Raw genomic sequence first — 25,638 nt, 5'->3', positions numbered from 1 at the left:
GTCAGCGCGGATGGAAGGGGCTGACGGCGACCCGGCCGCCCTCGGCCGTCAGGAAGCTGCCTTCCGGCACCTCGGTCCAGTGTGCCGCATCCTCGTCCAGCGGTTCGGACAGCACGATCGTGCAGCCGCCGCCGTCACCGAACTCGACCATCGCTCCCTTGCAGTCGATGCGGCCGCCATTGCCGTGGAACAGCGTCGGGCTGCGTCCGTCGCTGGACCAGCGCACGGCATGGATGCGGCGGCCATCCGTCACGGCCGCGGTCATGCGGAACGGGTCCGCCACCCCCTCCGCCCGCATGATGTCCGTCACCTGCCGGACCGTGCGGGCGAAGGCGCGTTCCGGGTCTTCGGCCAACCCGTTGCCCAACAGCAGGTAGAAGAACGCCTCGCTGTCGGTCGAGCCCTCGCGGTAGCGGTACAGCTCCTTGCGGATGCTGCGTTCGATCTCCTGCCGCACCTCGGCCCAGCCGCCGATCTGGCCGTTGTGCATGAACAGGTAGCGGCCGTAGCGGAAGGGATGGCAGTTCAGCCGCGCCGTCGCCGGGCCGGTGGAGGCGCGGACATGCGCGAAGAACAGGGGCGAGCGGATCTGCTCGGCCAGCGAGCGCAGGTTGGCGTCGTTCCAGGCCGGCATGGTGTCGCGGTAGAGGCCCGGCTTCTCGATGGCGCCGTACCAGCCCAGGCCGAACCCGTCGCCGTTCGTCGGCGCCGGCGCCCGCTGGGCATACAGGCTCTGCCGGATCAGGGAGTTGCACGGCCTGAACAGCAACGTGTCCATGGCGATCGGGTCGCCCCCGTAGGCGAGCCATCGGCACATGATGATCCCCTGCTCCCGACACCGGGTCCCGGACGGCACCCGCCCGCGGAGGTTAGACAGCCGATCCTGTCGGAACAAGGGCAACGGCGATGATCTTTTAGGACGGCGTGGCGATCCTGATGGATCGTTGCGCGGAGATGCCCTGTGAAGATGCCATCCCAGCCCTGCGCGGGGCCATGGGGCGGTAGCCGTGGGGGATGCCCTGAAAGAAAGTGCCGGCCCCGGGAACCGGGACCGGCACCTGACGGGTGCGGCGGCGCGGCGGAGGGTCGCCGCGCCCCCGACCTTACGGCTGCGGCGCGGACGCCGGCGTCACCGCCGCCGCCTGCTCGGCCTTCTCCTGCTCGGCAAGCTGGGCCTTCTCCACATGGGTGAGCCACTGCCGGGCCGTCCGGGCCGTGCTGGAGAACTCCGCCGCCCGGGTGAAGGCACGCTCGGCCTTGTCGAGGTCCTTCAGGTTGAAGCTGGCGACACCTTCCAGCAGGAAGGCGCTGCCCTGGTTCTTCAGCCCGCCCTTGGCGATGCCCTTCTCCAGAGCATCCACCGCACTCTTCCAGTCCTCCCGTTCCAGGTAGGCCTGGGCCAGACGGATGAAGCCCTCACCGTCGTTCGACAGTTCGGCGGCACGACGCAGCGGATCGATGGACTTGGGAATCTCCCGCGACGCGATCCACGCGTTGGCGAGAAGCTCCCAGTTCTCCTTCGTCCCCTTGATCCGGCCTTTCTCCATGTTCGTCTGGAGCAGCAGGGCGCCCCGGTAGGGAACGTCGTGATACATCCAGAGCTGGGCGAGCTGCACCAGCTCCTCGCTCTTGTCCAGATGACCGGCCTTGTAGGCCAGCTCCATGACAGCCAGCGTCTCCTTCTCCTTCTTGATCTCGGAGTAGATGCCGGCGAGCTGGATGTAGTAGCGCTTCTCCTTCGGATACCTGGAGATCAGCAGTTCCAGGGTGTCGGCCACCTTGGTGAACTGCTTGGTTTCGAAGTAGAGCCCCAGGATGAAATCGTACCATTCCTTCTTCGGATTGGGCGACATGGAGATCGCCTTTTCCATGAGGGGAATGGCACTGCGCATGTCCTCAAGCTGGGCGTAGACGTTGGCGTAGGCCACATACGCTTCAGCCTGGGGGTTCTGCGCGACGGCGAACCACTCCTTGAACTTCTGGAGCGACTTCTGGAACTGGTCCGTCGCCATGTAGAGCTGGGCGAGGTTGTAGAGCAGGCTGTGCTGCTGGGCCTCGGGCAGGATCTTGAGGGCAAGAGCCTGCTCGAAAATCTCCGCGGCACGGCGGTAGTTGTCCTGCTCCGTGAACACGTAGCCCATGGTCTGGAGGACGATCGCCCGCTCATACGGCTGAAGCTCACCCTTCAGCAGGCCGTCGAGGATCTGCTGCGCCTGAGCGTAGCGCTTCTCCTCGATGGCCTTCTGGGCCTCCGTCACCTGCTTGAACGTCCGCTCGGTCAGGACCTGACCCTTCTTCGCGGCGTCTTCCTGCTCCGTCTTCTGATCGTCGCCGGCCGCACGCTGCGCATAGGCCGTGCCGGACACGCCGGCAACGGCCACGGGCAGGCCGAGCAGCAGAGCCGCAAGCCAGCGGCGGCGGCGGGAGGAAGCGTGCCTGTGATCCATCGTCATGCTTCCCCTCTCCCTACTTCTGCAATTCGAAGGTCAGCTTGTTCTGGACGCCGTGGCGCTTCACGGGCTTCCCGTCGACGATCTTCGGCTTGTACTTCCACTTCTCCATGGCCTTCACGGCCGACCGCTCGAAATAACCGGGCGGGTTGGCCTCGATGACCTTGATGTTCTCCACACCGCCCGTCTCGTTGATGGTGAACTCCATCACGACGTAGCCTTCGATGCCGCGGGACGCGGCACGCTCGGGATACTGCGGGGCCATGCGGAAGAGCGGAATGGCTTCCGCATCCGCCACGGCCATCGCCCCGGGCCCGGCGATGTCGAGACCGGTGTTCAGTGCACCGGGATCGATGTTGACCGCGTTGCCGCTGGGAGCGGCCGTCGGATCGGCCGACATCTTCGGCGGCTCCGGCGGCGTTTCCGGCGGCGGCGGCCGGTCAGGTGGTTTGCGCTCCTTCGTCTCCGTCTGCGTGTCGCGTTGCAGACGGACGAAGTCGATAAGCTTGACGCGTGCCGACTCGTCCAACTTCGCCGTCTGGCCGATGATCAGGTACTGCATCAGCCAGAACAGGGCGAGGGTAACGAGGATCGCGGCAAGCAGCGCAGTAGCGTAGCGCGCTATCATGGCCTTGCCCTCCTCCGCGAACCCGGGATCACTTCTGGTCCGCGGCGATCGAGACGTTGTAGACGCCCGCCTGACGGGCCTGATCCATCACCTCGACCATCAGGCCGACATCGGCCTTCTCGTCGGCGGTGATGACGACGGCACCCTGGGGATTCTCGGCGTGCAGACGCTCGATGTTGGCCCGGATCGCGCGCCGGTCGATCTGACGGCGGTTGATCCACACCTCCCCGCTCTCGGTGACGGCAACCACGATGTTGGCTCGTTCCTGGACCACGGCGGTCACCGCGTCCGGGCGGGAGACGTCGATGCCCGCTTCCTTGATGAACGACGCCGTCACGATGAAGAAGATCAGCATGATGAAGACGACGTCGAGCATCGGGGTCAGGTCGATCTCCGGCTCTTCCCCACCCGCATGGCGCTTTGCTCGCATGGACTCACTCCTGAACCAAAGTGTCGGAGAGGCGTTCGACCTCGCGGTCGGCCCGCCGCCTCAGCATGAAGCTGAAGTAGAGGCCGGAGATCGCAACCACCATGCCCGACATCGTGGGGATCGTTGCCTTGGACACGCCGGAAGCCATGGCCCGCGCGTTGCCGGAACCGAGCACGGCCATCACGTCGAAAACCTCGACCATGCCCGTCACGGTTCCCAGCAATCCGAGCAGCGGCGCCATCGCCACCAGCGTCTTGATCATCGAGACATTCGCTTCGATCTGCGCCTTCGCCTGCGAGATCAGCATCGTCCGGTACTGGGAGGCGTACCAGGACTTCTTGTCCTGGCGGGCCTCCCACTTGGCGACCGTATCGTTGAACAGTTTCCGATGCTGGAACAGGTTGAAGTAGAAGCGCTCGAGGATCAGCAGCCACAAGGCAAAGGTGACGAACATGATCAGCAGGAGGACGTCACCGCCGGTCTCCAGGAAGATCCCGATCGCCCTCTGTGCCTCAAGCAGCTCGGTCACGGAAATGCTCCTCGTCTGCGCGTTGCGCGATCAGGCCGGCGCTCTGTTCCTCCAGCACCTCGATCACGCTCTTCGCGCGACCGGCGCAGAGGCTGTAGAGCAGCACCATCGGAATGGCGACGACCAGACCCAGCACGGTGGTGACCAGCGCCTCGGAGATGCCGCCGGCCATCAGCTTCGGATCGCCGGTGCCGAACAGCGTGATCGCCTGGAAGGTCTTGATCATGCCGGTGACGGTGCCGAGCAGACCCAGCAGCGGGGCGATGGCGGCGAACACCTTGATGGTGCTGATGCCACGCTCCAGCTTCGGGATCTCCTTCAGGATCGCCTCGTCGAGCTTCAGCTCCAGCGTCTCCACGTCGGCGTGCTGGTTCTCGTCGTAGACGGCGAGGACACGGCCGAGCGGATTGTTCTTGCGGATCTCGCGGGCCTTCATCTGGCCGCGGACCTTGGCGCCGGTGATGGAGAGGTTGATCATCCGCTCCAGCGCCAGCAGGACGCCGATGATGCCGATGCCGATGATCACGTAGCCGACGACACCACCCTGGTCCACGCGCTCGCTGAGCGTCGGCTCCTGGATCAGCAGCGACAGGAGCTGGCCGCGCGACGGGTCGATGCCGACATCGACCAGACCGCTCTGGGCCTCAAGCGCCGGACCGGTCAGGCGGACCAGACGGTCGGCGGGCTGACGGCCCAGCTCGACGAACTTGGCCTGGCCCGGCTCGAAGCGCAGATAGGCGCCCTCGGTGAAGGCCACGAACGGGCCGACACGGACGACCGGAGCCTGGAGCTGCTCGCCGTCGGTGTTGATGATGGTGGTGTCGAACTTGGCGACACGACCGGTCTCGGTCATCTCCTGCTGAAGCAGGAACCACAGTTCCTGGAGCTGCTGGATGCTCGGCAGCTCCTTGCTCTGGGCGAGCTGATCCAACGGCTTCGAGCGGCCCGGGAACTGGCCGGTGATCAGGGACTCGTCCAGCACGCCACGGGTGTCGCCGGCGACCTGACGGACGACGCCGAACAGCTCGCCCAGGGTGCCCATGCGCTCCTGGAGCTGCGCGGTCAGCTCGCCGAGCTGCTGCTCGCCCTTGGCGAACTCCTGCTCAAGCTGCTGCGAGCGCGACAGCTCCTGGTTCAGGGCCGCCTTGGCCTTCTCCAGAATGGCCGCCTGCTCGTTGCGGGCGGCGCGGAACTCGGCCTCGCGCTGCTTGTTGCGCTCCGCGGCCTCCTGGCTGCCGCGGCGGACCTGCTGCAAGAGCTGGTCCAGGGTCTGGGGGGCGGAGGCGTCCTGCGCCACCGCCGGCACGCCGGTGAACAGGCTGGCGACGGCACCGGCGATCAGAAGACCGCGGATCTTCGGGGTGAAGCGGATCATTGGGCGGCCTCCGGCGCCGGAACGGGGAGAACGATCAGGTCGGGGGCGGCCTGCCTGCGCGCGACGGCCAGACCCTGGCGGATGGCGCCGCGGTAGCTTTCGGGCAGCACCACCCACTGGCGCTGTCGCTGGTCCCACATCCCCTGTTCCTTGCCGTCCAGGGTCTGGTAGGCCAGCAGCACGCGGCCGAAGCGCAGGAACGACACCTGGCGGACGCGGCCGTCCTGCTCCAGCGGGCCGTCATAGGCCTCGATGGTGCGGCCGTACTCGTTCTCGATCTGGTAGGCTTCCATCAGGCGGCGGTACTTCTCCGAGGTGGAGACGTCCGCACGGGCCATCAGGGTGCGCAGGCTCTGGACCCGGTCCTGCCGCTCCTGGCTGAGGAAGGGCACGTCCAGGTTCACGAACTGCTCCAGCGTGCCGATCATGCGCTGCATCAGCGGAACGATCTCACGCTCGACGGCGCTGACATTCTCGATCTGAGTCGCCAGCGACTGCCGCTCGGTCCCCTGGGCCTTCACGAGGTCCTGGAGCTGAGCGTTGTAGACCTTGATATTGTCGATCTGCGTCATGACCGTCCGGTACTCCTGGAGGAGCCGGTCGGTTTCGTCCGCGATCTTGTCCACGTTGGCCTGGCTCTGCGCACCGGCCTGGGCGACCTGCTTCTCCAGGTCGATGAGCTGCTCGATCTGCTGGGCCTGGGCGGTTCCGGCACCGGCTAGCAGGAATGCGGTCACGGCCACGACGGCCGCATACCGCGCGCGGTTCGACTGGGTCATGTAGTCTCCAACTGCCCTAGGGCGCCTAGTTTGGCGCCTTGATGCACATTATCTGTGCTGATGTCCGGTGAATCAGTTTGCTGAACGTATCATTTACTATACACCATGGCGCTGTCCCCTGGCCCTCCTGCCTTGCTCCGGTACGCAGCCTTGATGTTCTTGATGATCCGGACAGCCTGTTCGCGGGTCCCGCCCGCTTCGACACGTCCGCCGGACTGGTTCGGCAGCTTAACCGTCGCTATGGCTTTTTTCAGCCACTTTCTGTCCGCCGCATCGCCATGCACAATGGGTAGAGGGCGAATGTGTCAGACGCATATCCGACACGTTCCGCCCTGTCAATTGAGCATGGAATTTGGAAGAGCGCCACCGGCGTGAAAGAGTCTGTCCTGAAGTCGGGGGGCGAGCATTCCGGGCAGTCAGACCGGGAACGGCGAAGGGAGCGGAGTCCATGGCCGAGCGCTATGCGGGCAGGAGCGGTGTCGTCGGCGGCGTGCAGGAAGCCTTCATCGGTGTGCGCGACCCGGTTGCCGCCATCCGCCACTGGGAGCGGTTCGGCTACCGGGTCGGACCGGCCGGCCAGCTCGCCGCGGACGCCGCCCGCACCCTCTACGGGGTGGACAGTCCCCTGCACTCCGTCCGCCTGCTGCACCAGGATGCCGACCAGGGCCTCCTGCGCCTGATGGTATGGGACCGGCCGGCCGGTCCCGGCCTGGGAACCGGTCCCTGGCGGGTGCAGGGGAACCGCTGGCTGGCGTGCCTGACCGACGACATCCTGAACATCGCCAACCATGCCGAGGTTCTGCGCGCCCAGGGGGGCCCCATCGGCTTCGTGGACCCTGTCCATGTACCGCCGCAGCGTCCGGAGGCGGCGCTACGCCCGTTCGACCAGCCGGTGCCGGCGACGCGCCAGATGACCCTGACGCAGCCGCTGTGGCGGCTGCTCTGCGTCCAGGTCTTCGGCGGCAGCGGCCGGGCGCAGCCGACGATCAACCCGGCCTGCCTGATGCGGACGGGACCGGCCATGCATTTCGGCATGGTGATCCAGGATGACCGGCCGGAGATCCTGGAATTCTACGACCGCACCCTCGGGTTGCTGCGCGCCACCGACCAGTCCCTGCCCTACGATCCGTCCCGGGGCGCTCCCCGCCTGCTGGATCTGCGGGAGGGCGAATGGCACGGGCTGGTGGATTTCGACGCGGCGGTGGCCGCGACCGATCCCGCCCCGGTCCGGGCGGCGCGTCTGCGCGTTCTGCGCTTCCGCAGCGCCAGCGCCCTGCCCGACGCCCGCCGGGAGAGCCGGCCCGGACAGCTTGGTCTGTCCGGCTACTGCCTGCGGGTCCACGGGCTGGCCGCGTTGCGGGACCGGATCGCGGCGGCGGGAGCCGGCGAGGTGACCCCGGTGGTCGAAGATGAGTTCGGCCGCCCGGCCTGCGCCTTCGTCGCCCCCGACGGCTATCACTGGACGGCGTTCGAGGCCTGAGCGACCGGCTGCGTGACGTTTTCCCGATCCGGCTGTTCACCCCATGCTCGCGCCGCGATGGCGCCCAGCGAAGGGAAAACCGGACATGACGAACAAGGACAAGGTCTCCGGCAAGGTCGGGGAGATCAAGGGCGACGTCAAGGAGACGGCCGGCGACGCCCTCGGCGACAAGGACCTTCAGCGGGAAGGCAAGGCCGACCGCGTCGAAGGCCGTGCGCAGCAGGTCAAGGGCGACGTCAAGCAGACCGCCAAGGACATCACCCGCTAGACGCCACGCTTCTGGCATGACGCTGACGGGAACATCCCCGCGTTTCCAACCGGACGCCCGGGCGCCACAGGCCGACAGCCTGCTGCGCCCGGGCGAAACCTGCTGGCAGGTCGCCAGGGCGGACCGGATCGCGCCGATCGTGGACGCGGCCGACTATTTCGCGGTCCTGAAACAGGCGCTGCTCAAGGCGCGCCACCAGGTTCTGCTGATCGCCTGGGACTTCGATACCCGGATCCGCCTGGAACCGCCCCGCCGTGAAGCCGGACAGCCGCAGAAGCTTGGGCGCCTGCTGTCCGCGCTGGTGCGGTCGCGCCCCGACCTGCGGGTGCATGTGCTGAAATGGCGGCTGAGCGTCTTCCAGGCCGCGGCACGCGGGATGGTGCCGCTGTTCCTGCTGGATCTGCGCTCGGGCGACCGGTTGCAGTACCGGCTGGCGTCCGATCATCCCGTCGGGGCCTGCCACCACCAGAAGATCGTCGTCATCGACGACGCCCTGGCCTTCTGCGGCGGCATCGACGTGACGGCGGACCGCTGGGACACCCGCGCCCACCACGATTTCGAGCATTTCAGACGCCGTCCCGGCGGCGCCCGCTATGCCCCTTTCCATGATGTCACCATGGCCGTGGACGGTGAAGCCGCCCGGGCGCTGGGCCAGCTTGCCCGCGACCGCTGGGAGTCCGCCACGGGCGACCGGCTGCCGGCGCCGCCCGCCGGGTGCGATCCCTGGCCGGCGGATCTCGTGCCCCTGCTCCGCGACCTGCCCGTCGGCATCGCCCGCACGCAGCCGGCCTACGGCGACCAGCCCGCGGCGCACGAGGTGGAGGCCCTCTGGCTGGCGGCGATCCGCAGTGCCCGCCGCTGCCTCTACATCGAAGCGCAGTACCTCGCCGGCCGGAGCATCGCCGAGGCCCTGGCGGAACGCCTGAGCGAGCCGGACGGGCCGGAGATCGTCGTCATCAACCCGACCGAAGCCCCCGGCTGGCTGGAGGAGCAAGCCATGGGCATGGCCCGCGACCATATCCTGGCGGCCCTGCGCGGGCTGGACCCCGGCGGTCGTTTCGGCATCTACACGCCGGTGACCGCCCGGGGCCGCGGGATCTTCGTGCATTCAAAGGTGCTGGTGGTGGATGACCGGCTGCTGCGCATCGGCTCCTCCAACATCAACAACCGCTCCATGGGCTTCGATACCGAGTGCGACCTCGCCGTCGAGGTGCCCCCCGGCGGGCCGGACAGCGATGCCCGACGCGGCGCGCTGCTGGATTTCCGCGACGGGCTGGCGGCCGAACATCTGGGCTGCACCGTCGCCGATCTGCGCCGCGCCATGGCCGCGGCCGGCGGCTCCCTGCTGGCCGCCATCGAGGCGCTGCGCCAGCGGCCCGGCCGGACCCTGGTGCCGCTGAAGGCGGGCGAGGTCGGGACGGCCGAGAGCTTCTTCGTCGAGAACGAACTGCTGGACCCGGAACGGCCGCGCTGGCCGTTGCAGACTCTGCTGCACCGGATCGACTGGAGCTGGCTGAACCGCCGGCGGCGGCGCGCCTCGAAGCCCGGATAAGAACCGGGCCGCCCGGCCGCCGCGCCTCCCCGTACCCCCTCCCCGCCCGCGCCCATCAATGCAGAATGCAAGGCCCTCGGCGACGCTGAAGGCCATGTTCCCTGTTGCATGATCGTCGCACCTCTTCCAAATTGGGCAAAATTTGCCCAGTGGCTTAATCCCCCATTCACCGAATGTTCGCATCCTGCCTCGAAATGGGTGATGGGCCTGTGTAGAATCAGGACAGACCGGCCGTCGCCCAGCCGCGTCGGATCCTTGTGGGAGCGGTGCCCGTGGACTCCTTCCTCCAGACCCTGCGGAATCTCGGCGCCGTGCGCCTTGCGGCCATCGGCGGTGCCACGCTGGTGATCGTCGGCCTGTTCGTCTACATGATGTCGCAATGGTCCTCCCCGGGGATGTCGCTGCTCTACAGCGACCTTACCCCGGCCGACGGTGGCGCCATCGTCCAGCAGCTCGAACAGCAGCAGATCCCCTACAAGGCCAGCGCCGACGGCACCCGCATCGAGGTCCCGTCCGATCAGGTCGGCCGTGTCCGCATGCTGATGGCGCAGCAGGGCCTGCCCAGCGGCGGCAATGTCGGGTACGAGCTGTTCAACCAGCCCGAAGGGCTGGGCACCACCAGCTTCATGCAGAACATCCAGCAGCTCCGCGCGCTTGAGGGTGAGCTGTCGCGCACGGTGCAGACCCTGCAACCGGTGCAGGCGGCGCGCATCCATCTGGTGCTGCCCAAGCGGGAGCTGTTCTCCCGCCAGAACCAGACCGCCACCGCCAGCGTCTTCGTCCGCCTGCGCCCTGGCGCCAGCCTGGGCAAGGAGCAGGTGCTGGCGATCCAGACCCTGGTCGCCGCCGCCGTGCCGCAGCTCGAACCCGACATGGTCGCCATCGTGGACGACAAGGGCAACGTGCTGGCGCGTGGCATGGGCTCGGACTCCCAGGAGGCGATGCTCGCCACCGCGGAGGAGAAGAAGCTGGCCTATGAACAGCGCCTGACCCAGACGGTGGAGGACCTGCTGTCCCGCACCGTCGGCTTCGGCCGCGTCCGGGCCCAGGTGTCGGCCGAGCTGGATTTCGACCGCATCACGACGAACAGCGAGATCTACGACCCCGACAGCCAGGTCGTCCGCAGCACGCAGACGGTGAATGAGCAGTCCGAGGACCAGAACCGCGACGGCATCGACCCGGTGACCGTGGCGAACAACCTGCCGACCGCGGACGCCACCAACACGGCCTCCGGCCTCTCCTCCTCCAAGACCAGCCGGGCCGAGGAGTCGATCAACTACGAGATCAACCGCACCGTGAAGGTGCATGAGCGGGAGACGGGCCAGATCCGCCGGCTGTCCGTCGCGGTGCTGGTGGACGGCACCTACACGGCGGCGGAGGACGGCACCTCCACCTACCAGCCCCGCCCGGAGGCGGAGCTGGACCAGCTCCGCCGGCTGGTGGAATCCGCCATCGGCTTCGATGCCGCCCGCGGCGACACGGTGGAGGTGGTGAACATGCGCTTCGCCACCCCGGACGATCTGGCCGGACTGGGCGAGGAGACGATCTTCGGCCTGCCGAAGGAGGATGTCTTCCGCATCGCCCAGACCATCGTCCTGGCGATCGTGGCGATCCTCGTGATCCTGCTGGTCATCAAGCCCCTGGTCGCGCGCGCGCTGGACCGCACGCCGCAGCTTGAGGACGAGCCTGACCTGCTGACCGGCGGCGACGGCGTGCCGCAGCTCGCCGGGCCGGGCGGCGGCGCGCTGGCCCGCGAACTGGCGCTGGAGGCGGCCCAGGCCAACGAGGAACTGGAACAGATGATCGACATCAACCGGGTGGACGGCCGCGTCCGCGCCTCCTCGCTGCGCAAGGTGGGCGAGATCGTGGAGAAGCACCCGGAGGAGGCCGTCTCCATCATCCGCAACTGGCTCTACCAGGAAAGCTGAGCGGCCCCCGCTCAGGACGTGACGCCCGGCCATGCCGACGATCCAGAAGTTCCAGTTCGACATCTCCTTCGACGAGTTCGGACGGCAGATCATGCCGGAGCCCGAACCCGAGCCGGAGGCCGAGCCCGCCCCCCCGCCGGAGCCGACCGTCACGCTGACGGAAGCCGAGCTGGCGGCGAAGCTGGCCGCCGCCCGCGACCAGGGCTACGCGGCAGGGCATGAGGCCGGCACGGCCGCCGGCCGGGAAGCGGCGGAGACGGCTGCACAGCAGGCCCTGACCGAAGCGCTGGGCCGGGTCGACGAGGTGCTGCGCCGGCTGCTGGCGGCGGAGCCGGAGGCGCGGCACCGGCAGACGGAACAGGCGCGGGAGCTGGCGCTCGCCATCGTCCGCAAGCTGTTCCCGGCGCTCGCCCGCCAGCACGGGCTGGCGGAGGTGGAGACGACCACAGCCGCCTTCCTGCTGGAACTGGCGGAGGAGCCGAAGCTGGTGCTGCGGGTGCATGAGAGCCGGCTGGAGGCGCTGCGCCCGCATCTGGAGGAGATGGCCGTCCGGGCCGGGTTCGGCGGCACCCTGTCGCTTCTGGCCGATCCCCGGATGGGCGAGCTGGACGTGCGGGCCGACTGGGGCGATGGCGCGGCGGAGCGCGACGTCACCCACCTGTGGACCGAGATCGAACGCATTGCCGGCGGTCTGCCGGCCGGGATTCCGGGCGGTCCCGCGGCGACTGCCGCGACCGCCCGTCCCTGATCCGCTGAGGGAGCCTGACGAATGGCCGCCAAGGATGAAATGGGCCTGAACGAGTTCGACGGCGCCGGCCGCTCCGAGATGGACGCCGACGCCGTGATGGTCGTGAAGGACCTGGAATCCGTCTACGACATCCCGGTCCAGATCTCCGCCGTGCTGGGCAAATGCACCATGCAGGTCAGTTCGCTGATGAAGCTGGGCCGTGGCGCCGTCGTGGAGCTGGACCGCAAGGTCGGCGAAGCGATCGACATCTATGTCAACAACCGGCTGGTGGCCCGCGGGGAGGTCGTCGTCGTCGAGGACCGGCTGGGCGTGACCATGACCGAGATCATCAAGTCCGACAGGGGATGAGGGCGATGACCGACACCAGACAGCCCGGTCCCGTTCTCGCCCAGGCCCGCGCCCGGTCGCAGGCCCTGGCGCAGCAGCCCCCCGTCGCGGCCGACGCCGGGCGCGGCGGAGCCCTGCCGCGCCCGCTGCGGCCGAAGGGCGGCATCGATCTGGCGACGGTTCTCGGTCTGGTCGGCGGCTTCGGGCTGGTCGGGGCGGCGCTGGCGCTGGGCGGCAGCCTGGGCGCCTTCTTCAATCTGCCCTCGGTCGCCATCGTGCTGGGCGGCACCGTGGCGGTGACCGCCGTCTCCTTCTCCATGCGGGACGTGGCGTCCGCCGGCCGCCTGCTGCTCGGCGCCGTGACCCGCACGGTGCACGACCCGCAGGCGGTGGCGCGCTACGTGCTCCAGCTCGCCGACATCGCCCGGCGCAACGGCCCCCTGGCCTTGCAGCCGCTGGCGCCGTCGCTGGCCGCGGAGCCGGTGCTGCAACGCTCCATCGAGATGATCGTGGACGGGCTGCCGGCCGACGACGTGGAGCGCATCCTGCGCACCGAGATCGAGGCCGACCAGGCCCGCGCCCGCGCCGGCGCCGCCGTGCTGCGCCGCGCCGCCGAGGTCGCCCCCGCCATGGGGCTGATCGGCACCCTGGTCGGTCTTGTCCAGATGCTGGACAACCTCCAGGACCCGGCCAGCATCGGCCCGGCCATGGCGGTGGCGCTGCTGACCACCTTCTACGGCGCGGTGCTGGGCAGCATGGTGCTGTCCCCCCTCGCCGGAAAGGTGGAGCGCAACGCCGAGGTGCAGGCGCTGGTGAGCAGCCTCTACATGCTGGGCGCCGGCTCCGTCGCGCGGCAGGAGAATCCGCGCCGGCTGGAGATTCTGATCAACACCGTGCTGCCGCCGGAACTCCGGCTCAGCACCTTCGACTGAAGGCGGATGCCATGCACGGCCCGCTCCCGACCCGACCGACCGAACCGACCATGCCCCCGATGACCCGGAGAGGGTTGCCCCGATGCGCCTGCTGATCGTTGGAACGCTGGAAGGCTACATCACCGCGGCCGGCAAGATCGCCCTCCAGCGGGGCGCCAAGGTCGCCCACACGGAGAGCATCGACGGCGCGCTCACGGCCCTGCGCAGCGGCCAGGGCGCCGACCTGGTGATGGTGGACGTCAAGCTGGACGTGGGCCTGCTGATCGACGGGCTGAAGGCCGAGCGCTTCGCCGTGCCCGTCGTCGCCTGCGGCGTCGGCACCGACGCGCAGGCCGCGGTCAAGGCGATCCGGGCCGGGGCGAAGGAATACATCCCCCTGCCCCCCGATGCCCAGCTCATCGGCGCCGTGCTGGAGGCCATCGCGGAGGAGAGCCATGCCATCGTCAGCCACGACCCGGCCATGGCGGCCGTGCTGCGGCTGGCCGAGCAGATCGCGCCGTCCGACGCCTCGGTCCTGATCACCGGCGAGTCCGGCACCGGCAAGGAGCTGATGGCCCGGCACATCCACCGCAAGTCGCGGCGGGCGAACGGTCCCTTCATCTCCGTCAACTGCGCCGCGATCCCGGAGAACCTGCTGGAAAGCGAGCTGTTCGGGCACGAGAAGGGCGCCTTCACCGGCGCCGTCGCCCGCCGCATCGGCAAGTTCGAGGAGGCGAACGGCGGCACCCTGCTGCTGGACGAAATCTCGGAGATGGACCTGCGCCTCCAGGCCAAGCTGCTGCGCGCCATCCAGGAGCGGGTGATCGACCGCGTCGGCGGCAGCCAGCCGGTGAAGGTGGACATCCGCATCCTGGCCACCAGCAACCGCGACATGCTGGCCGAGGCCAAGGCCGGACGCTTCCGCGAGGACCTCTATTTCCGCCTCAACGTCGTCAACCTGACCCTGCCGCCGCTGCGCGCACGTCCGGCCGACGTGGCGCTGCTGGCACAGCACTTCGCCCGCAAGTACGCCGAGGCCAACGGCCTGCCGGACCGCACCATCGGCCGGGAGGCGATGGCGATGCTCCAGGCCCACCACTGGCGCGGCAACGTGCGCGAGCTGGAGAACACCCTGCACCGGGCGGTGCTGCTGTCGTCCACGGCGGAGATCGGGCCCGAGGCCATCCTGCTGACGGGGGCTGACCCGGTGGCGGCGCCGAAGCCGGCGGAGCCCGCGGCCCCGCTCGCCTCCCGCGCCGCCGCCGCGGCCAACGCCTACGGCGGGGCTTCCGGTGGCTTCGCCGGGGCCGCGGCCGCCTATGGCGGGCAGCCGCCCGGCAGCCCGACCCAGGCGCTGGTGGGCCGGACCGTGGCGGAGGTGGAGCGCGACCTGATCCTGGACACGCTGTCCCACACGCTGGGCAACCGGACGCACGCGGCGACCATCCTGGGCATCTCGATCCGGACCCTGCGCAACAAGCTCAAGCAGTATTCCGAGGAGGGGATCGCCGTTCCGCCGCCCGCGGGATCGGACGCGGACGAACGGGCGACGGCATGAGCGTCATGGCGCCTAAGCAGACATACCCCGGACGGGGAGGTCGCGGATGACCGACGAGACCGGCCGCAGCCCGTTGCAGGCGCTGAACCTGCCGGCCATCTGGCAGTCGATGAAGCGGAGCGAAGTCGCCTTCGCCCTCGCCATCGTCGCGCTGATCGTCGTCCTCATCCTGCCGATGCCCACCTGGCTGCTGGACATCGGCCTGACGATTTCCTTCAGCTTCTCGATCCTGATCCTGATGGTCGTGCTGTCGATCCAGAAGCCTCTGGATTTCAGCAGCTTCCCCACCATCCTGCTGATCTCGACGATGCTGCGGCTGGCGCTGAACATGGCGTCGACACGCCTGATCCTGGCGGAGGGCCACAAAGGCTCCGACGCCGCCGGCAATGTCATCGAGACCTTCGCCTCCTTCGTCATGGGGGGGAATTTCATCATCGGCATCACGGTCTTCGCGATCCTGACGCTGGTGAACTTCATGGTCATCACCAAGGGTGCCGGCCGCATCGCCGAGGTGGCGGCGCGCTTCACCCTGGATGCCATGCCCGGCAAGCAGATGGCGATCGATGCCGACCTGTCGGCCGGCCTGATCGACGAGGCGTCCGCCCGCGCCCGCCGCAAGGAGCTTGAGGACGAGAGCCAGTTCTTCGGCTCCATGGACGGTGCCTCGAAATTCGTCCGCGGCGATGCCATCGCCGGCCTGATCATCACCTTCGTCAACGTCATCGTCGGCATGATCATCGGCATCGGGCAGGAGGACATGACCTTCGCCGCCGCCGCCGATGCCTATACCAAGCTGACCATCGGCGACGGGCTGGTCTCCCAGATCCCGGCCCTGCTGGTGTCGCTGGCCGCCGGCCTCATGGTGTCGAAGTCCGGCACGCCGGGATCGACCGACAAGGCGGTGGTGGGCCAGCTCACCTTCTACCCGGTGGCGCTGGGGCTGACCTCGGTGCTGGTGGGCGTGCTGGGTTTCCTGCCGGGGATGCCCTGGTTCATCTTCCTGCCGGCCGCGGCGGCCCTGGGCTTCGCCGCCTACTACCTGCCGCGGGTGCGGGAGAAGGAGGCGGAGGAAAGGGCCCGCGAGGAGATCGCCGCGACCCCGCCGCCGCCGGTGCCGGAGGAGCCGATCTCCTCCGCCCTCGCCATCGACCTGATCCGGCTGGAGCTGGGCTACGGCCTGCTGGCCCTGATCAACAGCCCGGCCGGCCAGCGCCTGACCGACCAGATCCGCGGCCTGCGCCGGCAGCTCGCCGGGGAGATCGGCGTGATCCTGCCGTCGGTCCGCATCCAGGACAACCTGCAACTCCCGCCCAACACCTACGTCATCCGGATCAAGGAGATCGAGGCGGGCAAGGGCGACATCCGCCCGAACATGCTGCTCTGCATGGACCCGCGCGGCGAGCCCATCGGCCTGCCGGGCGAGACGACGACGGAGCCCACCTTCGGCCTGCCGGCCATGTGGATCGAAACGGCCTACCGCGAGGAGGCCATGTTCAAGGGGCTGACGGTGGTCGATCCGCCCACCGTCATCACCACCCACCTGACCGAGGTGGTGAAGGACAACATGGCCGATCTGCTGTCCTACGCCGAGACGCAGAAGCTGCTGGACGAGCTGGGCAAGGAGCACCAGAAGCTGGTCGCCGACGTGGTGCCCGGCCAGATCAGCGTCGGCGGGCTGCAACGGGTGCTCCAGAACCTCCTGTCGGAGCGGGTCTCGGTCCGCGATCTGCCGACCATCCTGGAGGGCATCGCCGAGGCCACGGCCTATACCCGCGCCATCACCCAGATCACCGAGCATGTGCGCGTCAGGCTGGCGCGGCAGATCTCGGATGCCAACACCAACCATATGGGGTACATCCCCCTGGTCACCCTGTCTCCGGACTGGGAGCAGTCGTTCGCGGAAGCCATCGTGGGGGACGGCGAGGACCGCCAGCTCGCCATGGCGCCGTCGCGGCTGCAACAGTTCATCACGGTGGTGCGCCAGACCTTCGAGCGCTTCGCCATGCAGGGTGAGGCGCCGGTGCTGCTGACGAGTCCGGGCGTCAGGCCCTATGTCCGCTCCATCATCGAGCGGTTCCGTCCGGCGACGGTGGTGATGTCTCAGAACGAGATCCACCCCAAGGCCAAGATCAAGACGCTGGGGCAGATCTGATGCGGGGAACGGGGAGACGACGAGGACACGGGGATGGCTGAACGAAGAGACCTGCCATGCGGCTGAAGTCCTTTCACGCCCCGACCATGGCCGATGCCATGCGGCTGGTCCGCGAGGTGCTGGGCGACGATGCCATCATCGTCGCCACGCGCGAGGAGGAGGGCGTCGGCGTCCGCGTCACGGCGGCGATCGAGGAGGACGAGATGCTGGGCGGCCTGGGCGCCGCCCCCCTGCGGCTGGCCGCCCCGCTCGGTCCGGACGTGCAGGACCAGGTGTCCGACGTGCTGCTGCGCCACGGGGTGCCGCAGGAGCTGAGCGCGCAGATGCTGGACAGCATCGCCGACCTCAACGCCCGCGACCCGCTGACAGCGCTCTCGGCCGCGCTGGACGCCGTCTTCACCTTCTCCCCCCTGCCGGAGACACGGGCACCGCGGCCGATCATGCTGGTCGGCCCGCCCGGCTGCGGCAAGACCCTGACCATCGCCAAGCTCTGTGCCCGTTCCGCCCTGCGCGGCCGGCCGGTCGGTGTGATCTCCACCGACACGGTGCGCGCCGGCGGCATCGAACAGCTCCAGGCCTTCACCCGCGTGCTGAAGCTGCGCCTGATCACGGTGGAGGACCCGCCCGCCCTGGCCGGTGCGCTGGAGGTGCAGCGCGGGATCGAACAGGTCGTGATCGACAGCGCCGGCCGCAACCCCTACAGCGCCGCCGACATGCGCGACCTGCGCGAGTATCTCGCCGCCGCCGACGTGGACCCGGTGCTGGTGATGCCCGCCGGGCTGGACGCGGTGGAAGCCGCGGAGACGGCCCGCGCCTTCGCCGATGTCGGGGTCACCCGCCTGCTGCCCACCCGGCTGGATCTGGCCCGACGGCTGGGCAGCCTGCTCGCCGCCGCGCACGAGGGGGGCCTTGCCCTCACCGATGCCAGCACCACCCCGAAGGTGGCGGAAGGGCTGACCCCGCTTTCGCCCACCCAGCTCGCCCGACTGATGATGCCTGAAGCCGAGGCCGGCCAGCGCCGTGCCAAGCAGACAGGGACGCATTCATGACCGAACTCGCCTTTCCCGCAGCATCGGCCGCGCGCCGGAACGTCATCGCCATCGCCAGCGGCAAGGGTGGCGTGGGCAAGACATTCTTCTCCATCACCCTGGCCCATGCGCTGGCCGGGATCGGCCGTCGCACCCTGCTGTTCGACGGCGATCTGGGCCTCGCCAACGTGGATATCCAGCTCGGGCTGATGCCCAAGCGCGACCTCGGTCAGGTGATCGAGGGCCAGGTCAATCTGGCCGGCGCCGTCACCCGCTTCGGCGACGGCGGCTTCGACATCATCGCCGGCCGCTCGGGCTCGGGCAGCCTCGCCAACCTGCCGCCGCAGCGCTTGCAGCAGCTCCGCACGGACCTGCTGGACCTGTCGCGCAGCTACGACACCGTGGTGATCGACCTGGGTGCCGGCGTGGACCGCAATGTCCGCACCTTCGCCGGGCCGGCCCGCACCACGCTGGTGGTGACGACGGACGAGCCGACCTCCATCACCGACGCCTATGCCTTCCTGAAGCTGGGCTACCAGTCGAATCCGGGGGCGGACCTGCGGGTCGTCGTGAACATGGCGGAAACGCGCGGCCAGGGAGAGAAGACCTACGACACCCTGCTGTCGGCCTGCCGCCGCTTCCTGAAGAAGGAGCCGCCGCTGGCCGGCATCGTCCGCCGAGACCAGAAGGTGCGCGAGGCGATCCGGTCGCAGACGCCGCTGCTGATGCGCTCGCCGGGCAGCGACGCGGCCCAGGACGTGGAGGCCATCGCCCAGCGCCTCGCCGCCCTGCCCTGAAAGCCGGGCGGCCGCCGTGACCACCGCCGTCCCGCCCGGTTCCGGCAGCACCGGCCTTCCCCAGGCCGGGCAGATGCTGCTGCCGTTGGGGGAGGTGACGATCGAGCGGTTGCCCGACCGGCTGGCCGGGCTGAACCGCTCGGTGATGCTGACCGGTCAGGTCGTGGCTCAGGAGGGCGGCAGCGCCACGCTGCGCACCTCCGCCGGCGATGTCGTGGTGCGGACGGCGCAGCCGCTGCCGACGGACCGGCCCGTCTCCCTCCAGATCGTCGCCCCTCCGCCGACCGCTGCCGGAACGGCCGCGGCCCTGCTGCGCGCCGTCGCGCTTGCCCCTGCGACTCCGACCGCCACGCCGGCGCCGCGGGTCCCCGCGCCGGCCACTCCCCCGACGGCTGCCCCCCCCGCCGCGGGGCAGGCACAGCCCCCCGCGACGGCCAGGACCGGGCCCCCGGCCGCTCCCGTGCCTTCGCCGACGGGAACGCCACCGCTGCTCCAGCCCGGGGCGGTGGTGACGGCGGTCGTCATCGCCTCCCCGGTCCGGCCGGGCCAGGACCTCCGATCGGCGGCAACCGGCCAGGGCTCGGCCGCCTCGTCCGCGCCGACGGGCAGCGCCGGCACCCCACCGGCGCCGGCTGCCCCGGGGCTGGGCCTGATCCTGCCGGGGAGCGCCGGCGGCCAGACCGCCCTGCCGCTGCCGGCCGAGGCCCTGACGGCCGCCGCCGGATCGTCGCCGGCCCCGGCGGGTCAGGGCCAGGCCGCCGCATCCCCGCCGACCTCGGCCCCGCCCCCGCAGGGGACGTCGGGCACCCCCCAGGGCACGGCACCGGCCGGCGGGCCGCCTGCACCGGCGCTTTCCCCCGCTCCCGGCCAGCCGACGGCGCCGGGACAGATCCAGGCGCCGACCGTGGCAGGAGCCCCCCCGGCAGGGGGACCCGGCACAGCACTCCCGATGGTGGGGCTCCCGATGGCGGGACTGCCTGTGGCCGGGGGCATGACGGCAGCCGGCATGGCGGCAGGGTTTCCCGCGGTCACCGCCCTCCCCCCGTTGCCCGTCGTCCCCCTTCCGACCGTACCGTTGCCGCCGGTCCCGGCCCTGCCGACGTTTCCCGTCCTTCCGGTCATCCCCGGGGTGGTGCCGTTCCCGGCGCCGGCGGGCGGAGCCTCTCCGGAGGGGGGAGACGGGCCGCCCTTGCCCCGCCTCGCCCCGCCCTCCGCCGGACCGACCCTCTCCGGTCCGGCAGCGGCGGCTTCCCTGGGAGGAACCGGCGCTCCCGCCGGGACGCCCGTACCATCGCACAGTGCGGCAGTCCCGGGCGCGGCAGTCCCGGGTGCGGCAGTCCCTGGCCCGGCAGCATCCGGAGCGCCCCTCGACCGTCTCACCGTCCCGCCGGAGCCGGAGCCGGAGCCGGAGGGCAGCGGAACACAAGGCCCCGCGGCACCGGCCCGTCCCCTGACCGCAACGCCCGGCGGGCCGCCGGGGGCCGCTCCGGAGGCTGCCGGGCCGCCACGTCCGTCCGCGGCGGCACCCCCGGCGGGCACCCCCCCGGTTCCGGCCGAGGCAGAGGGAATGACGGAGACGCCCGGGGCGCCGGCCGCCCCGCCGCCGCAGCCGGCGCCCCCGCAGCGGCTGATGCCGGGACAGAGCCTGCTGGTCCGTATCCTGGCGACCGACACGGCCGCCGCCGCACCCCCCGCTCCCTCCGGTCCCGCTCCCGGCCCCGCCGGTCCGCTCCCTGCCGAGACGAGCATCCCTGCGGACACCGGGCCGGCTCCCCGGCCGCCGGGCGGGATCGCCGGAACGCTGACGGGCAGCACCGCCGGCGGGCTGGCGGTCGTCACCACGCCGCACGGGACGCTGCTGTTGCAGGCGCGCACGGACCTGCCCGCCGGATCGGGGCTGCTGCTGTCCGTCGAGGCACCGGCCGCCCGGTCCGCGCCCCCGGCGCGCCTGGACCCGGCCGCCGGACACGACTGGCCGGCCCTGCGCGAGGTGATGGAGACGCTGGCCGCCAGCGACCCGACCCTGGCCCGCGCCGTGGCCGCGGCGGTGCTGCCCCAGCCGAACCGCCGGCTGGCGGCCAACCTGCTGTTCTTCCTCTCCGCCATCCGGGGCGGCGATGCCGCCGGCTGGCTCGGGGATGCCGCCGTCTCGGCCCTGGAAGGCAGCGGCCGCGGCGAGCTGCTGCACCGTCTGACAGAGGATTTCCGGACCCTGTCGCGGCAGGCGCAGGAGCCGCTGCCGGACGGCTGGCGTGCCTGGACGGTGCCCTTCGGGGAGGCGGACCGGCCGGGCCGCCTCCAGCTCTATCTCCGCCAGGGAGAGGACGGCCCGGCGGCGCCGGGGGGGCGCGGGCGGACCGGCGCCACCCGCTTCCTGCTGGAGGTGGAGTTCAGCCGCTTCGGCCCGATGCAGCTCGACGGGCTGGTGCGCCCGCGCCAGCTCGACCTCATGGTCCGGACCCGCGAGCTGCTGCCGGCCGCCATGACCCGCGACCTGAACGCTCTGTTCCGGGAGAGCCTGGAGCTGTTCGGCTATGCCGGCAGCCTCGGCTTCCAGACCGGCGCACACGGCTGGGTCGCCATCCGCCGCGGCGGCGGGGCCGGCGGGACCGTGCGCGCCTGACCGGGCCTGCTCAGAACAGGCTGCCGAGCGGCAGGCAGGGCACCATGTCGCCCTCGGCCACCGCCGTCACCGCCTCGTCCAGCTCGACCAGCCCGTCGGCCTCGACCATGGCGGAGAGGACGGCCGATCCGTCCCGGGACAACCGGCGGGCCTCCAGCGTCCCGTCGGCCGCCCGGGTCAGCGTCACCCGCAGATAGTCCCGCCGGTCCGGCTTCTTGGTGTAGGCGAAGGCGGCACGCACGGGGAACGGCGGCGGGTCCGCCGCTTCGCAGCCCTGCAACCGGTGGACCAGGGGCCGCACCAGCGTCAGGAAGGCGATCATCGCCGCCACCGGGCTGCCGGGCAGCCCGACCACCGGCGTCTCCCCGATCCGGCCCAGGGCGACCGGCCGGCCGGGCTTGATCGCCAGCCGCCAGAAATCCAGATGGCCCGCGGCCTGGAGGGCGGCCCGGACATGGTCCTCCTCCCCCTCCGAGACGCCGCCGCTGCTCACCACCAGGTCGTGGCGGCGGGCCGCGGCGGTCAGCGCCTCGCGCATGGCGGGCGCCGCATCCGGCACGATGCCCAGGTCGGTCACGTCGCAGCCCAGACGGCGCAGCAGGGCCGTGACCGTGTAGCGGTTGCTGTCGAAGACCGCGGCCGGCGGCAACGGCCGGCCGGCAAGGGAGGCCGGGTCCACGATCTCGTCCCCGGTGGACAGCACGGCCACGCGCAGCGGGCTGCGCACGGCGAGCCGCGTCGCCCCGACGGAAGCGGCGAGCCCGATGTCCTGCGGACGCAGCCGGCGCCCGGGCCGCAGGATGGCCGTTCCCTTGCGCACATCCTCCCCGGCCCGGCGGCGGTTGGCGCCCGGCTCGATCCCGGCGGGCAGCACGACGCTGGCGCCCTCGGCCCGCGCGTCCTCCTGCATCACCACGGTGTCGAACCCCGCCGGCAGGCGGGCGCCGGTGAAGATCCGCACGGCCCCCTTCTCCCCGGCCGCCGCGGCCGGATGCCCGGCGGCGATCCGCGCGACCAGCGGCAGCGTGGTCCCGGCATCCGGTTCCAGGTCGGCGTGACGGACGGCATAGCCGTCCACGGCCGCGCTGTCCTGCGGGGGAACGTCCAGGGCGGCGACGACCTCCTCCGCCAGCACGCGGTCGAGCGCGGCCGGCAGCGGCACGCGCTCGATCGGCGCCACGGGAGCGAACCGGTCGCGCAGCAGTTCCTCCGCCCTGGCGACAGGCAGAATCGGCCCGGCGGAAGCGGGGCGGTCGTCGGGAAGCGGAGCCAAGGGGCACCTCGTGGCAAAGCTCGGAAACGGCCCGGCCCCGTCGACGGGGCGGGCGGCATCGCAGATGGCAGACTTGGGCGGCAGACTTGGGCGGCGGGCCGCGGAAGTCGATGGCGCATTCGGCGAAACCGGCGCCATCCTCTCCGGCAGGGCCGCCGCTGCCAATCGGACAGATCGACATGCCGGCTCTGCCGGAACGGCAACCGCGGATCTGCACCAGGGTCCTTTCTAAGGGGTTGAATCGACCTATCTAAAGGTGCGGCTTCCCCCGGCCGGCACGGACACCGGGGCACCGGCCCGGGGGGAGCGTTGACAGCCCGCCGTCCTGTTCCGATCGACGCCCCCGCCCGCAGGAGACCCGCATGGACGTTCAGGTCCAGCCCGTGGCGCAGCACCATCCCCAGCGCCGCCGCCTCAACGACGAGGTACATGCCCGGCCGAGCCTCTATGTCCGCACACCGTCGCGGGTAACCCACCTCGCCATCCTGACGGGAGAGCCCGCGTCGCTGGAACGGGAGATGGTGGCGGAGCTGTGCCGCTGTCATGGTGTCCCCCCGCCGGGGCCGGGCGACCGCCACATGCTGGCGCGGATCGGCACCCGCCAGCTCAAATGGGAACGGCATACGGAATTCACCTCCATCACCGTGGCGGCGGACGGGCTGGCGGGCGACGATGACTGGTCGGCCCTGGGCCCGGAGCTGGAGGCCTGGGCCGCCCGGCTGCCGGGAGAGCGGCTGGTCGCCGTGCATGTCCGGGTGGAACCGGGGGCGGGTCAGGCCCACTGGCAGGAGCGCATCTCGATCCTGTTCCCCAGCGGAGAGGCGGTCGGCTCCTCCGTCTATGCCGGCGATGCACTGGCCTGGACGGACTTCCGCATCCGCCCCGACGGTTTCAGCCGGATGCTGCTGCGCGATGTCCGGCTGCTGACGCCGGACCGCACGGGCCGGCTGGTGCAGCGACTGGTGGAGCTGGAGACCTACCGCATGATGGCGCTGCTCTCCCTGCCGCTGGCGCAGGAGGTTGGCGGTCAGCTCTCCGCCATGGAGCACCGCCTGTCCGAGATCGTCAGCAGCACCGCCAGAGCGCTGACGCCCGATGCCGAACAAGGGCTGCTGAACGAGCTGACCCTGCTGGCGGCCGAGGCGGAGGCACTCGCCTCGCGCACCCGCTACCGCTTCAGCGCCACCACCGCCTATGCCGAGCTGATCTCCCGCCGGCTGGACGAGCTGCGGGAGGAGCGGATCGGCGGCTTGCAGCGGATCGGCTCCTTCCTCTCCCGCCGCTTCTTCCCGGCCGTGCGCACCTGCGAGGCGGTCGGCCGCCGGCAGTCCGAGCTGGGCGAAGGTCTCGCCCGCGCCAGCGGCATGCTGCGTACCCGCGTGGACGTGCGGCTGGCGGAGCAGAATGCCGGCGTGCTGCGCTCCATGGACCGGCGGACGAAGGCGCAGCTCCGCATCCAGCAGACGGTGGAGGGGCTGTCCGTCTTCGCCATCAGCTATTACGCCGTGGGGCTCCTGAAGTACGTGGTGGACGGGCTGCCGGCGCTGGGCATCCCCGTCTCCAAGGAGCTGTTCGCCGCCATCGCCGCCCCCGTCGTGGTCGGCGCGGTCTGGCTGGCGGTCCGTCGCCTGAAAGAGGCGCTGATGGCGAAAGGATGACGCACCGGAGGATAACCTCCCGGCTCTGTTGTTCTTTGACGGTTGACATCGGCGCAGCCATGCCTAACTCTGGTGCCTGGATCCCATGGGGGGTCCAGGCATGGCCCGGTATCAGGGCCCGCGGGCATTTGATCGAAGCAGCTTGCGCCGCGTCACCAAACGCTAAAGCGCCACGAAGTCCCTTCGTGGCTCTCGATGGAGAGAAAGGAAGGGCACCATGGTCGCCATGGCCATCGCCTCCCCGCATCCCCTTTTCCCGGATTTTTCCCGTGGCCCCGTGCGTTTGCGCACACGGGTCCTGAAAGGCGCCGGTCGGGCCATGCCCGCTTCCCGGGTGTCCCTGGATCCCCCGGGCATGGACACCACGGGCATGGTCCCGATGGCCATGGCCGCGATGACCATGGCCATGATGCCCATGGCGCGCAGGTCGTCATGTCGCAGCCGAATGCCGGCCTGCTGACCTGTTGAGGCCCACGACCCGGACGCCGCGACCGCGGCGCTGACGGGTCTCCCGAACGATAGAACGTCTGATACGCGGGCAGCGCCGCTGCCCGCGGGAGGTATTTTTCATGTCCAGTACCGCCTTTGTGATCGAAACCGCGACCACCACCGCCGGCATCGCTGTCGCCGATGGCGACGGTTACCGCTTCTTCGCTTCCCACCCGTGCTACGGCACGCTGGAAGGCCGCCGCTTCACCAGCATCGCCGCCGCCGAACGGGCCGCCCGTCAGCGCGAAGCGGCGCTGGCCGGCAACGGTGGCCGCCGCCAGGACAGCCGGGGCGAGGTGTTCCGCAGCTTCGGTGCCTGCTGCGGGATGGTGGCCTGAAGACGTCCGCGGCGCGGACCGGTACGGGACCGGCGGGCGGCGTCAGGGCTTCCGGTCCGGTCCCGACGCGGGATGCCTGCCGGGACCGCTGTCCGCCTCCGCGGCGGACAGTTCGAAATACTGTTCCTCGAACTCGCGGATCAGCTCCGCCGCCTCCGCAACCATGGCGCGCACGATGCGCCGGTCGGGCTCGGTACACAGGGTCTCGTTGACCGCCTTGCCCAGCGCGGCCTGCGCCTGGGCGAGGAGTTTCACCGCCAGCCTGTCCTCAAGCTTCATGACCTTCCCCTGCGATGGCTCCCCAGATGTAGCGCACC

23 protein-coding genes are annotated in these 25,638 nt (G+C 70.4%); 14 read left to right on the top strand and 9 right to left on the bottom strand.

All coding sequences use genetic code 11. The features are described 5' to 3' along the window. Window position 1: 1 nt before the first annotated feature. From ACFQPS_RS01050 to ACFQPS_RS01020, 7 genes are all read right to left on the bottom strand, one after another. A complete protein-coding gene (locus tag ACFQPS_RS01050; protein WP_377355694.1) occupies window positions 2-817 on the bottom strand; it encodes a class II glutamine amidotransferase in 816 nt (271 codons plus the stop codon). Between the two features lie 286 nt (window positions 818-1,103). After that, window positions 1,104-2,453, bottom strand: a complete 1,350-nt coding sequence (locus ACFQPS_RS01045; RefSeq protein ID WP_377355692.1) for a hypothetical protein — start codon at window positions 2,451-2,453, stop codon at window positions 1,104-1,106. 13 nt (window positions 2,454-2,466) lie between these two features. Further along, window positions 2,467-3,078 carry an energy transducer TonB gene (locus tag ACFQPS_RS01040; RefSeq protein WP_377355691.1) on the bottom strand — a complete coding sequence of 204 codons (612 nt, stop codon included), beginning with the start codon at window positions 3,076-3,078 and terminating at the stop codon, window positions 2,467-2,469. 28 nt (window positions 3,079-3,106) lie between these two features. Then, window positions 3,107-3,508, bottom strand: coding sequence for an ExbD/TolR family protein (locus ACFQPS_RS01035; protein ID WP_012566023.1), 402 nt, complete (start codon window positions 3,506-3,508; stop codon window positions 3,107-3,109). A gap of 4 nt (window positions 3,509-3,512) precedes the next feature. Next, window positions 3,513-4,037 carry a MotA/TolQ/ExbB proton channel family protein gene (locus ACFQPS_RS01030; RefSeq protein WP_377355690.1) on the bottom strand — a complete coding sequence of 175 codons (525 nt, stop codon included), beginning with the start codon at window positions 4,035-4,037 and terminating at the stop codon, window positions 3,513-3,515. Next, window positions 4,021-5,412 carry a MotA/TolQ/ExbB proton channel family protein gene (locus tag ACFQPS_RS01025; RefSeq protein WP_377355689.1) on the bottom strand — a complete coding sequence of 464 codons (1,392 nt, stop codon included), beginning with the start codon at window positions 5,410-5,412 and terminating at the stop codon, window positions 4,021-4,023. The genes ACFQPS_RS01030 and ACFQPS_RS01025 overlap by 17 nt, the downstream gene beginning before the upstream one ends. Continuing rightward, window positions 5,409-6,191, bottom strand: coding sequence for a DUF3450 domain-containing protein (locus tag ACFQPS_RS01020; RefSeq protein ID WP_377355687.1), 783 nt, complete (start codon window positions 6,189-6,191; stop codon window positions 5,409-5,411). Before ACFQPS_RS01020 ends, ACFQPS_RS01025 begins: the two co-directional genes overlap by 4 nt. Before the next feature lie 448 nt (window positions 6,192-6,639). Between ACFQPS_RS01020 and ACFQPS_RS01015 the strand changes: the two genes are divergently transcribed. The 12 genes from ACFQPS_RS01015 to ACFQPS_RS00960 all read left to right on the top strand — a co-directional run bounded on the left by ACFQPS_RS01015 (window position 6,640) and on the right by ACFQPS_RS00960 (window position 21,563). Continuing rightward, window positions 6,640-7,671, top strand: coding sequence for a VOC family protein (locus tag ACFQPS_RS01015; RefSeq protein ID WP_377355685.1), 1,032 nt, complete (start codon window positions 6,640-6,642; stop codon window positions 7,669-7,671). 85 nt (window positions 7,672-7,756) lie between these two features. Beyond that, entirely contained in the window at window positions 7,757-7,939 is a 183-nt protein-coding gene (locus ACFQPS_RS01010; RefSeq protein ID WP_377355683.1) for a CsbD family protein, read from the top strand. A 16-nt stretch (window positions 7,940-7,955) separates the two neighbouring features. Then, window positions 7,956-9,491, top strand: a complete 1,536-nt coding sequence (locus ACFQPS_RS01005; protein WP_377355682.1) for a phospholipase D-like domain-containing protein — start codon at window positions 7,956-7,958, stop codon at window positions 9,489-9,491. 272 nt (window positions 9,492-9,763) lie between these two features. Continuing rightward, the gene (gene fliF / locus ACFQPS_RS01000; protein WP_377355680.1) at window positions 9,764-11,419 is read left to right on the top strand and encodes a flagellar basal-body MS-ring/collar protein FliF; all 1,656 of its coding nucleotides are present in this window, start codon (window positions 9,764-9,766) and stop codon (window positions 11,417-11,419) included. 31 nt (window positions 11,420-11,450) lie between these two features. Further along, on the top strand, window positions 11,451-12,167 hold the full coding sequence (locus ACFQPS_RS00995) for a FliH/SctL family protein (RefSeq protein ID WP_377355678.1): 717 nt from the start codon (window positions 11,451-11,453) through the stop codon (window positions 12,165-12,167). Window positions 12,168-12,245: 78 nt separating this feature from the next. Then, window positions 12,246-12,515 (top strand): flagellar motor switch protein FliN, encoded by a 270-nt coding sequence (gene fliN / locus ACFQPS_RS00990; RefSeq protein ID WP_234703861.1) that lies wholly within the window; start codon window positions 12,246-12,248, stop codon window positions 12,513-12,515. Window positions 12,516-12,520: 5 nt separating this feature from the next. Then, window positions 12,521-13,426, top strand: coding sequence for a motility protein A (locus tag ACFQPS_RS00985; protein ID WP_377355676.1), 906 nt, complete (start codon window positions 12,521-12,523; stop codon window positions 13,424-13,426). Window positions 13,427-13,508: 82 nt separating this feature from the next. Continuing rightward, complete coding sequence (gene flbD / locus ACFQPS_RS00980) at window positions 13,509-14,963, top strand: sigma-54-dependent transcriptional regulator FlbD (RefSeq protein WP_377355675.1); 1,455 nt, start codon at window positions 13,509-13,511, stop codon at window positions 14,961-14,963. Window positions 14,964-15,009: 46 nt separating this feature from the next. Continuing rightward, entirely contained in the window at window positions 15,010-17,115 is a 2,106-nt protein-coding gene (gene flhA, locus ACFQPS_RS00975) for a flagellar biosynthesis protein FlhA (protein WP_377355673.1), read from the top strand. A gap of 56 nt (window positions 17,116-17,171) precedes the next feature. Beyond that, window positions 17,172-18,164 carry a flagellar biosynthesis protein FlhF gene (locus tag ACFQPS_RS00970; RefSeq protein WP_377355671.1) on the top strand — a complete coding sequence of 331 codons (993 nt, stop codon included), beginning with the start codon at window positions 17,172-17,174 and terminating at the stop codon, window positions 18,162-18,164. Then, window positions 18,161-18,940 (top strand): MinD/ParA family protein, encoded by a 780-nt coding sequence (locus ACFQPS_RS00965; RefSeq protein ID WP_377355669.1) that lies wholly within the window; start codon window positions 18,161-18,163, stop codon window positions 18,938-18,940. Before ACFQPS_RS00970 ends, ACFQPS_RS00965 begins: the two co-directional genes overlap by 4 nt. 1,567 nt (window positions 18,941-20,507) lie before the next feature. Next, complete coding sequence (locus ACFQPS_RS00960; protein WP_377355667.1) at window positions 20,508-21,563, top strand: hypothetical protein; 1,056 nt, start codon at window positions 20,508-20,510, stop codon at window positions 21,561-21,563. A gap of 10 nt (window positions 21,564-21,573) precedes the next feature. Here the strand turns inward: ACFQPS_RS00960 and ACFQPS_RS00955 are convergent, their stop codons facing one another. Further along, window positions 21,574-22,836, bottom strand: a complete 1,263-nt coding sequence (locus ACFQPS_RS00955) for a molybdopterin molybdotransferase MoeA (protein WP_377355665.1) — start codon at window positions 22,834-22,836, stop codon at window positions 21,574-21,576. Between the two features lie 362 nt (window positions 22,837-23,198). Here ACFQPS_RS00955 and ACFQPS_RS00950 point away from each other — a divergent pair, with 362 nt between their 5' ends. Both ACFQPS_RS00950 and ACFQPS_RS00945 read left to right on the top strand, forming a co-directional pair. Then, window positions 23,199-24,494: a DUF3422 family protein gene (locus ACFQPS_RS00950; RefSeq protein ID WP_377355663.1), complete on the top strand. Its 1,296-nt coding sequence runs from the start codon at window positions 23,199-23,201 to the stop codon at window positions 24,492-24,494. A gap of 569 nt (window positions 24,495-25,063) precedes the next feature. Continuing rightward, window positions 25,064-25,321 (top strand): hypothetical protein, encoded by a 258-nt coding sequence (locus ACFQPS_RS00945; protein WP_377355661.1) that lies wholly within the window; start codon window positions 25,064-25,066, stop codon window positions 25,319-25,321. A 42-nt stretch (window positions 25,322-25,363) separates the two neighbouring features. Here the strand turns inward: ACFQPS_RS00945 and ACFQPS_RS00940 are convergent, their stop codons facing one another. After that, complete coding sequence (locus ACFQPS_RS00940; RefSeq protein ID WP_377355660.1) at window positions 25,364-25,600, bottom strand: hypothetical protein; 237 nt, start codon at window positions 25,598-25,600, stop codon at window positions 25,364-25,366. Between the last annotated feature and the right edge of the window lie 38 nt (window positions 25,601-25,638).

This window comes from Rhodocista pekingensis (genome assembly GCF_042665545.1).
Lineage (GTDB): Bacteria > Pseudomonadota > Alphaproteobacteria > Azospirillales > Azospirillaceae > Rhodocista > Rhodocista pekingensis.
The sequence above is the reverse complement of the archived record's forward strand: the minus strand, read 5'-3'. Positions and strand labels throughout refer to the sequence as shown.

What these genes read in the sequence shown, in the direction of transcription:
- ACFQPS_RS00940 (WP_377355660.1), bottom strand. Translation starts at nt 25,600, where the DNA reads ATGAAGCTTGAGGACAGGCTGGCGGTGAAACTCCTCGCCCAGGCGCAG.
- ACFQPS_RS01010 (WP_377355683.1), top strand. Translation starts at nt 7,757, where the DNA reads ATGACGAACAAGGACAAGGTCTCCGGCAAGGTCGGGGAGATCAAGGGC.
- ACFQPS_RS00945 (WP_377355661.1), top strand. Translation starts at nt 25,064, where the DNA reads ATGTCCAGTACCGCCTTTGTGATCGAAACCGCGACCACCACCGCCGGC.
- ACFQPS_RS01020 (WP_377355687.1), bottom strand. Translation starts at nt 6,191, where the DNA reads ATGACCCAGTCGAACCGCGCGCGGTATGCGGCCGTCGTGGCCGTGACC.
- ACFQPS_RS01050 (WP_377355694.1), bottom strand. Translation starts at nt 817, where the DNA reads ATGTGCCGATGGCTCGCCTACGGGGGCGACCCGATCGCCATGGACACG.
- ACFQPS_RS00965 (WP_377355669.1), top strand. Translation starts at nt 18,161, where the DNA reads ATGACCGAACTCGCCTTTCCCGCAGCATCGGCCGCGCGCCGGAACGTC.
- ACFQPS_RS00960 (WP_377355667.1), top strand. Translation starts at nt 20,508, where the DNA reads ATGACGGAGACGCCCGGGGCGCCGGCCGCCCCGCCGCCGCAGCCGGCG.
- ACFQPS_RS01025 (WP_377355689.1), bottom strand. Translation starts at nt 5,412, where the DNA reads ATGATCCGCTTCACCCCGAAGATCCGCGGTCTTCTGATCGCCGGTGCC.
- ACFQPS_RS01005 (WP_377355682.1), top strand. Translation starts at nt 7,956, where the DNA reads ATGACGCTGACGGGAACATCCCCGCGTTTCCAACCGGACGCCCGGGCG.
- ACFQPS_RS01040 (WP_377355691.1), bottom strand. Translation starts at nt 3,078, where the DNA reads ATGATAGCGCGCTACGCTACTGCGCTGCTTGCCGCGATCCTCGTTACC.
- ACFQPS_RS01045 (WP_377355692.1), bottom strand. Translation starts at nt 2,453, where the DNA reads ATGACGATGGATCACAGGCACGCTTCCTCCCGCCGCCGCCGCTGGCTT.
- ACFQPS_RS01035 (WP_012566023.1), bottom strand. Translation starts at nt 3,508, where the DNA reads ATGCGAGCAAAGCGCCATGCGGGTGGGGAAGAGCCGGAGATCGACCTG.
- ACFQPS_RS00985 (WP_377355676.1), top strand. Translation starts at nt 12,521, where the DNA reads ATGACCGACACCAGACAGCCCGGTCCCGTTCTCGCCCAGGCCCGCGCC.
- ACFQPS_RS00970 (WP_377355671.1), top strand. Translation starts at nt 17,172, where the DNA reads ATGCGGCTGAAGTCCTTTCACGCCCCGACCATGGCCGATGCCATGCGG.
- fliN (WP_234703861.1), top strand. Translation starts at nt 12,246, where the DNA reads ATGGACGCCGACGCCGTGATGGTCGTGAAGGACCTGGAATCCGTCTAC.
- flhA (WP_377355673.1), top strand. Translation starts at nt 15,010, where the DNA reads ATGACCGACGAGACCGGCCGCAGCCCGTTGCAGGCGCTGAACCTGCCG.
- ACFQPS_RS00950 (WP_377355663.1), top strand. Translation starts at nt 23,199, where the DNA reads ATGGACGTTCAGGTCCAGCCCGTGGCGCAGCACCATCCCCAGCGCCGC.
- flbD (WP_377355675.1), top strand. Translation starts at nt 13,509, where the DNA reads ATGCGCCTGCTGATCGTTGGAACGCTGGAAGGCTACATCACCGCGGCC.
- ACFQPS_RS01015 (WP_377355685.1), top strand. Translation starts at nt 6,640, where the DNA reads ATGGCCGAGCGCTATGCGGGCAGGAGCGGTGTCGTCGGCGGCGTGCAG.
- ACFQPS_RS00995 (WP_377355678.1), top strand. Translation starts at nt 11,451, where the DNA reads ATGCCGACGATCCAGAAGTTCCAGTTCGACATCTCCTTCGACGAGTTC.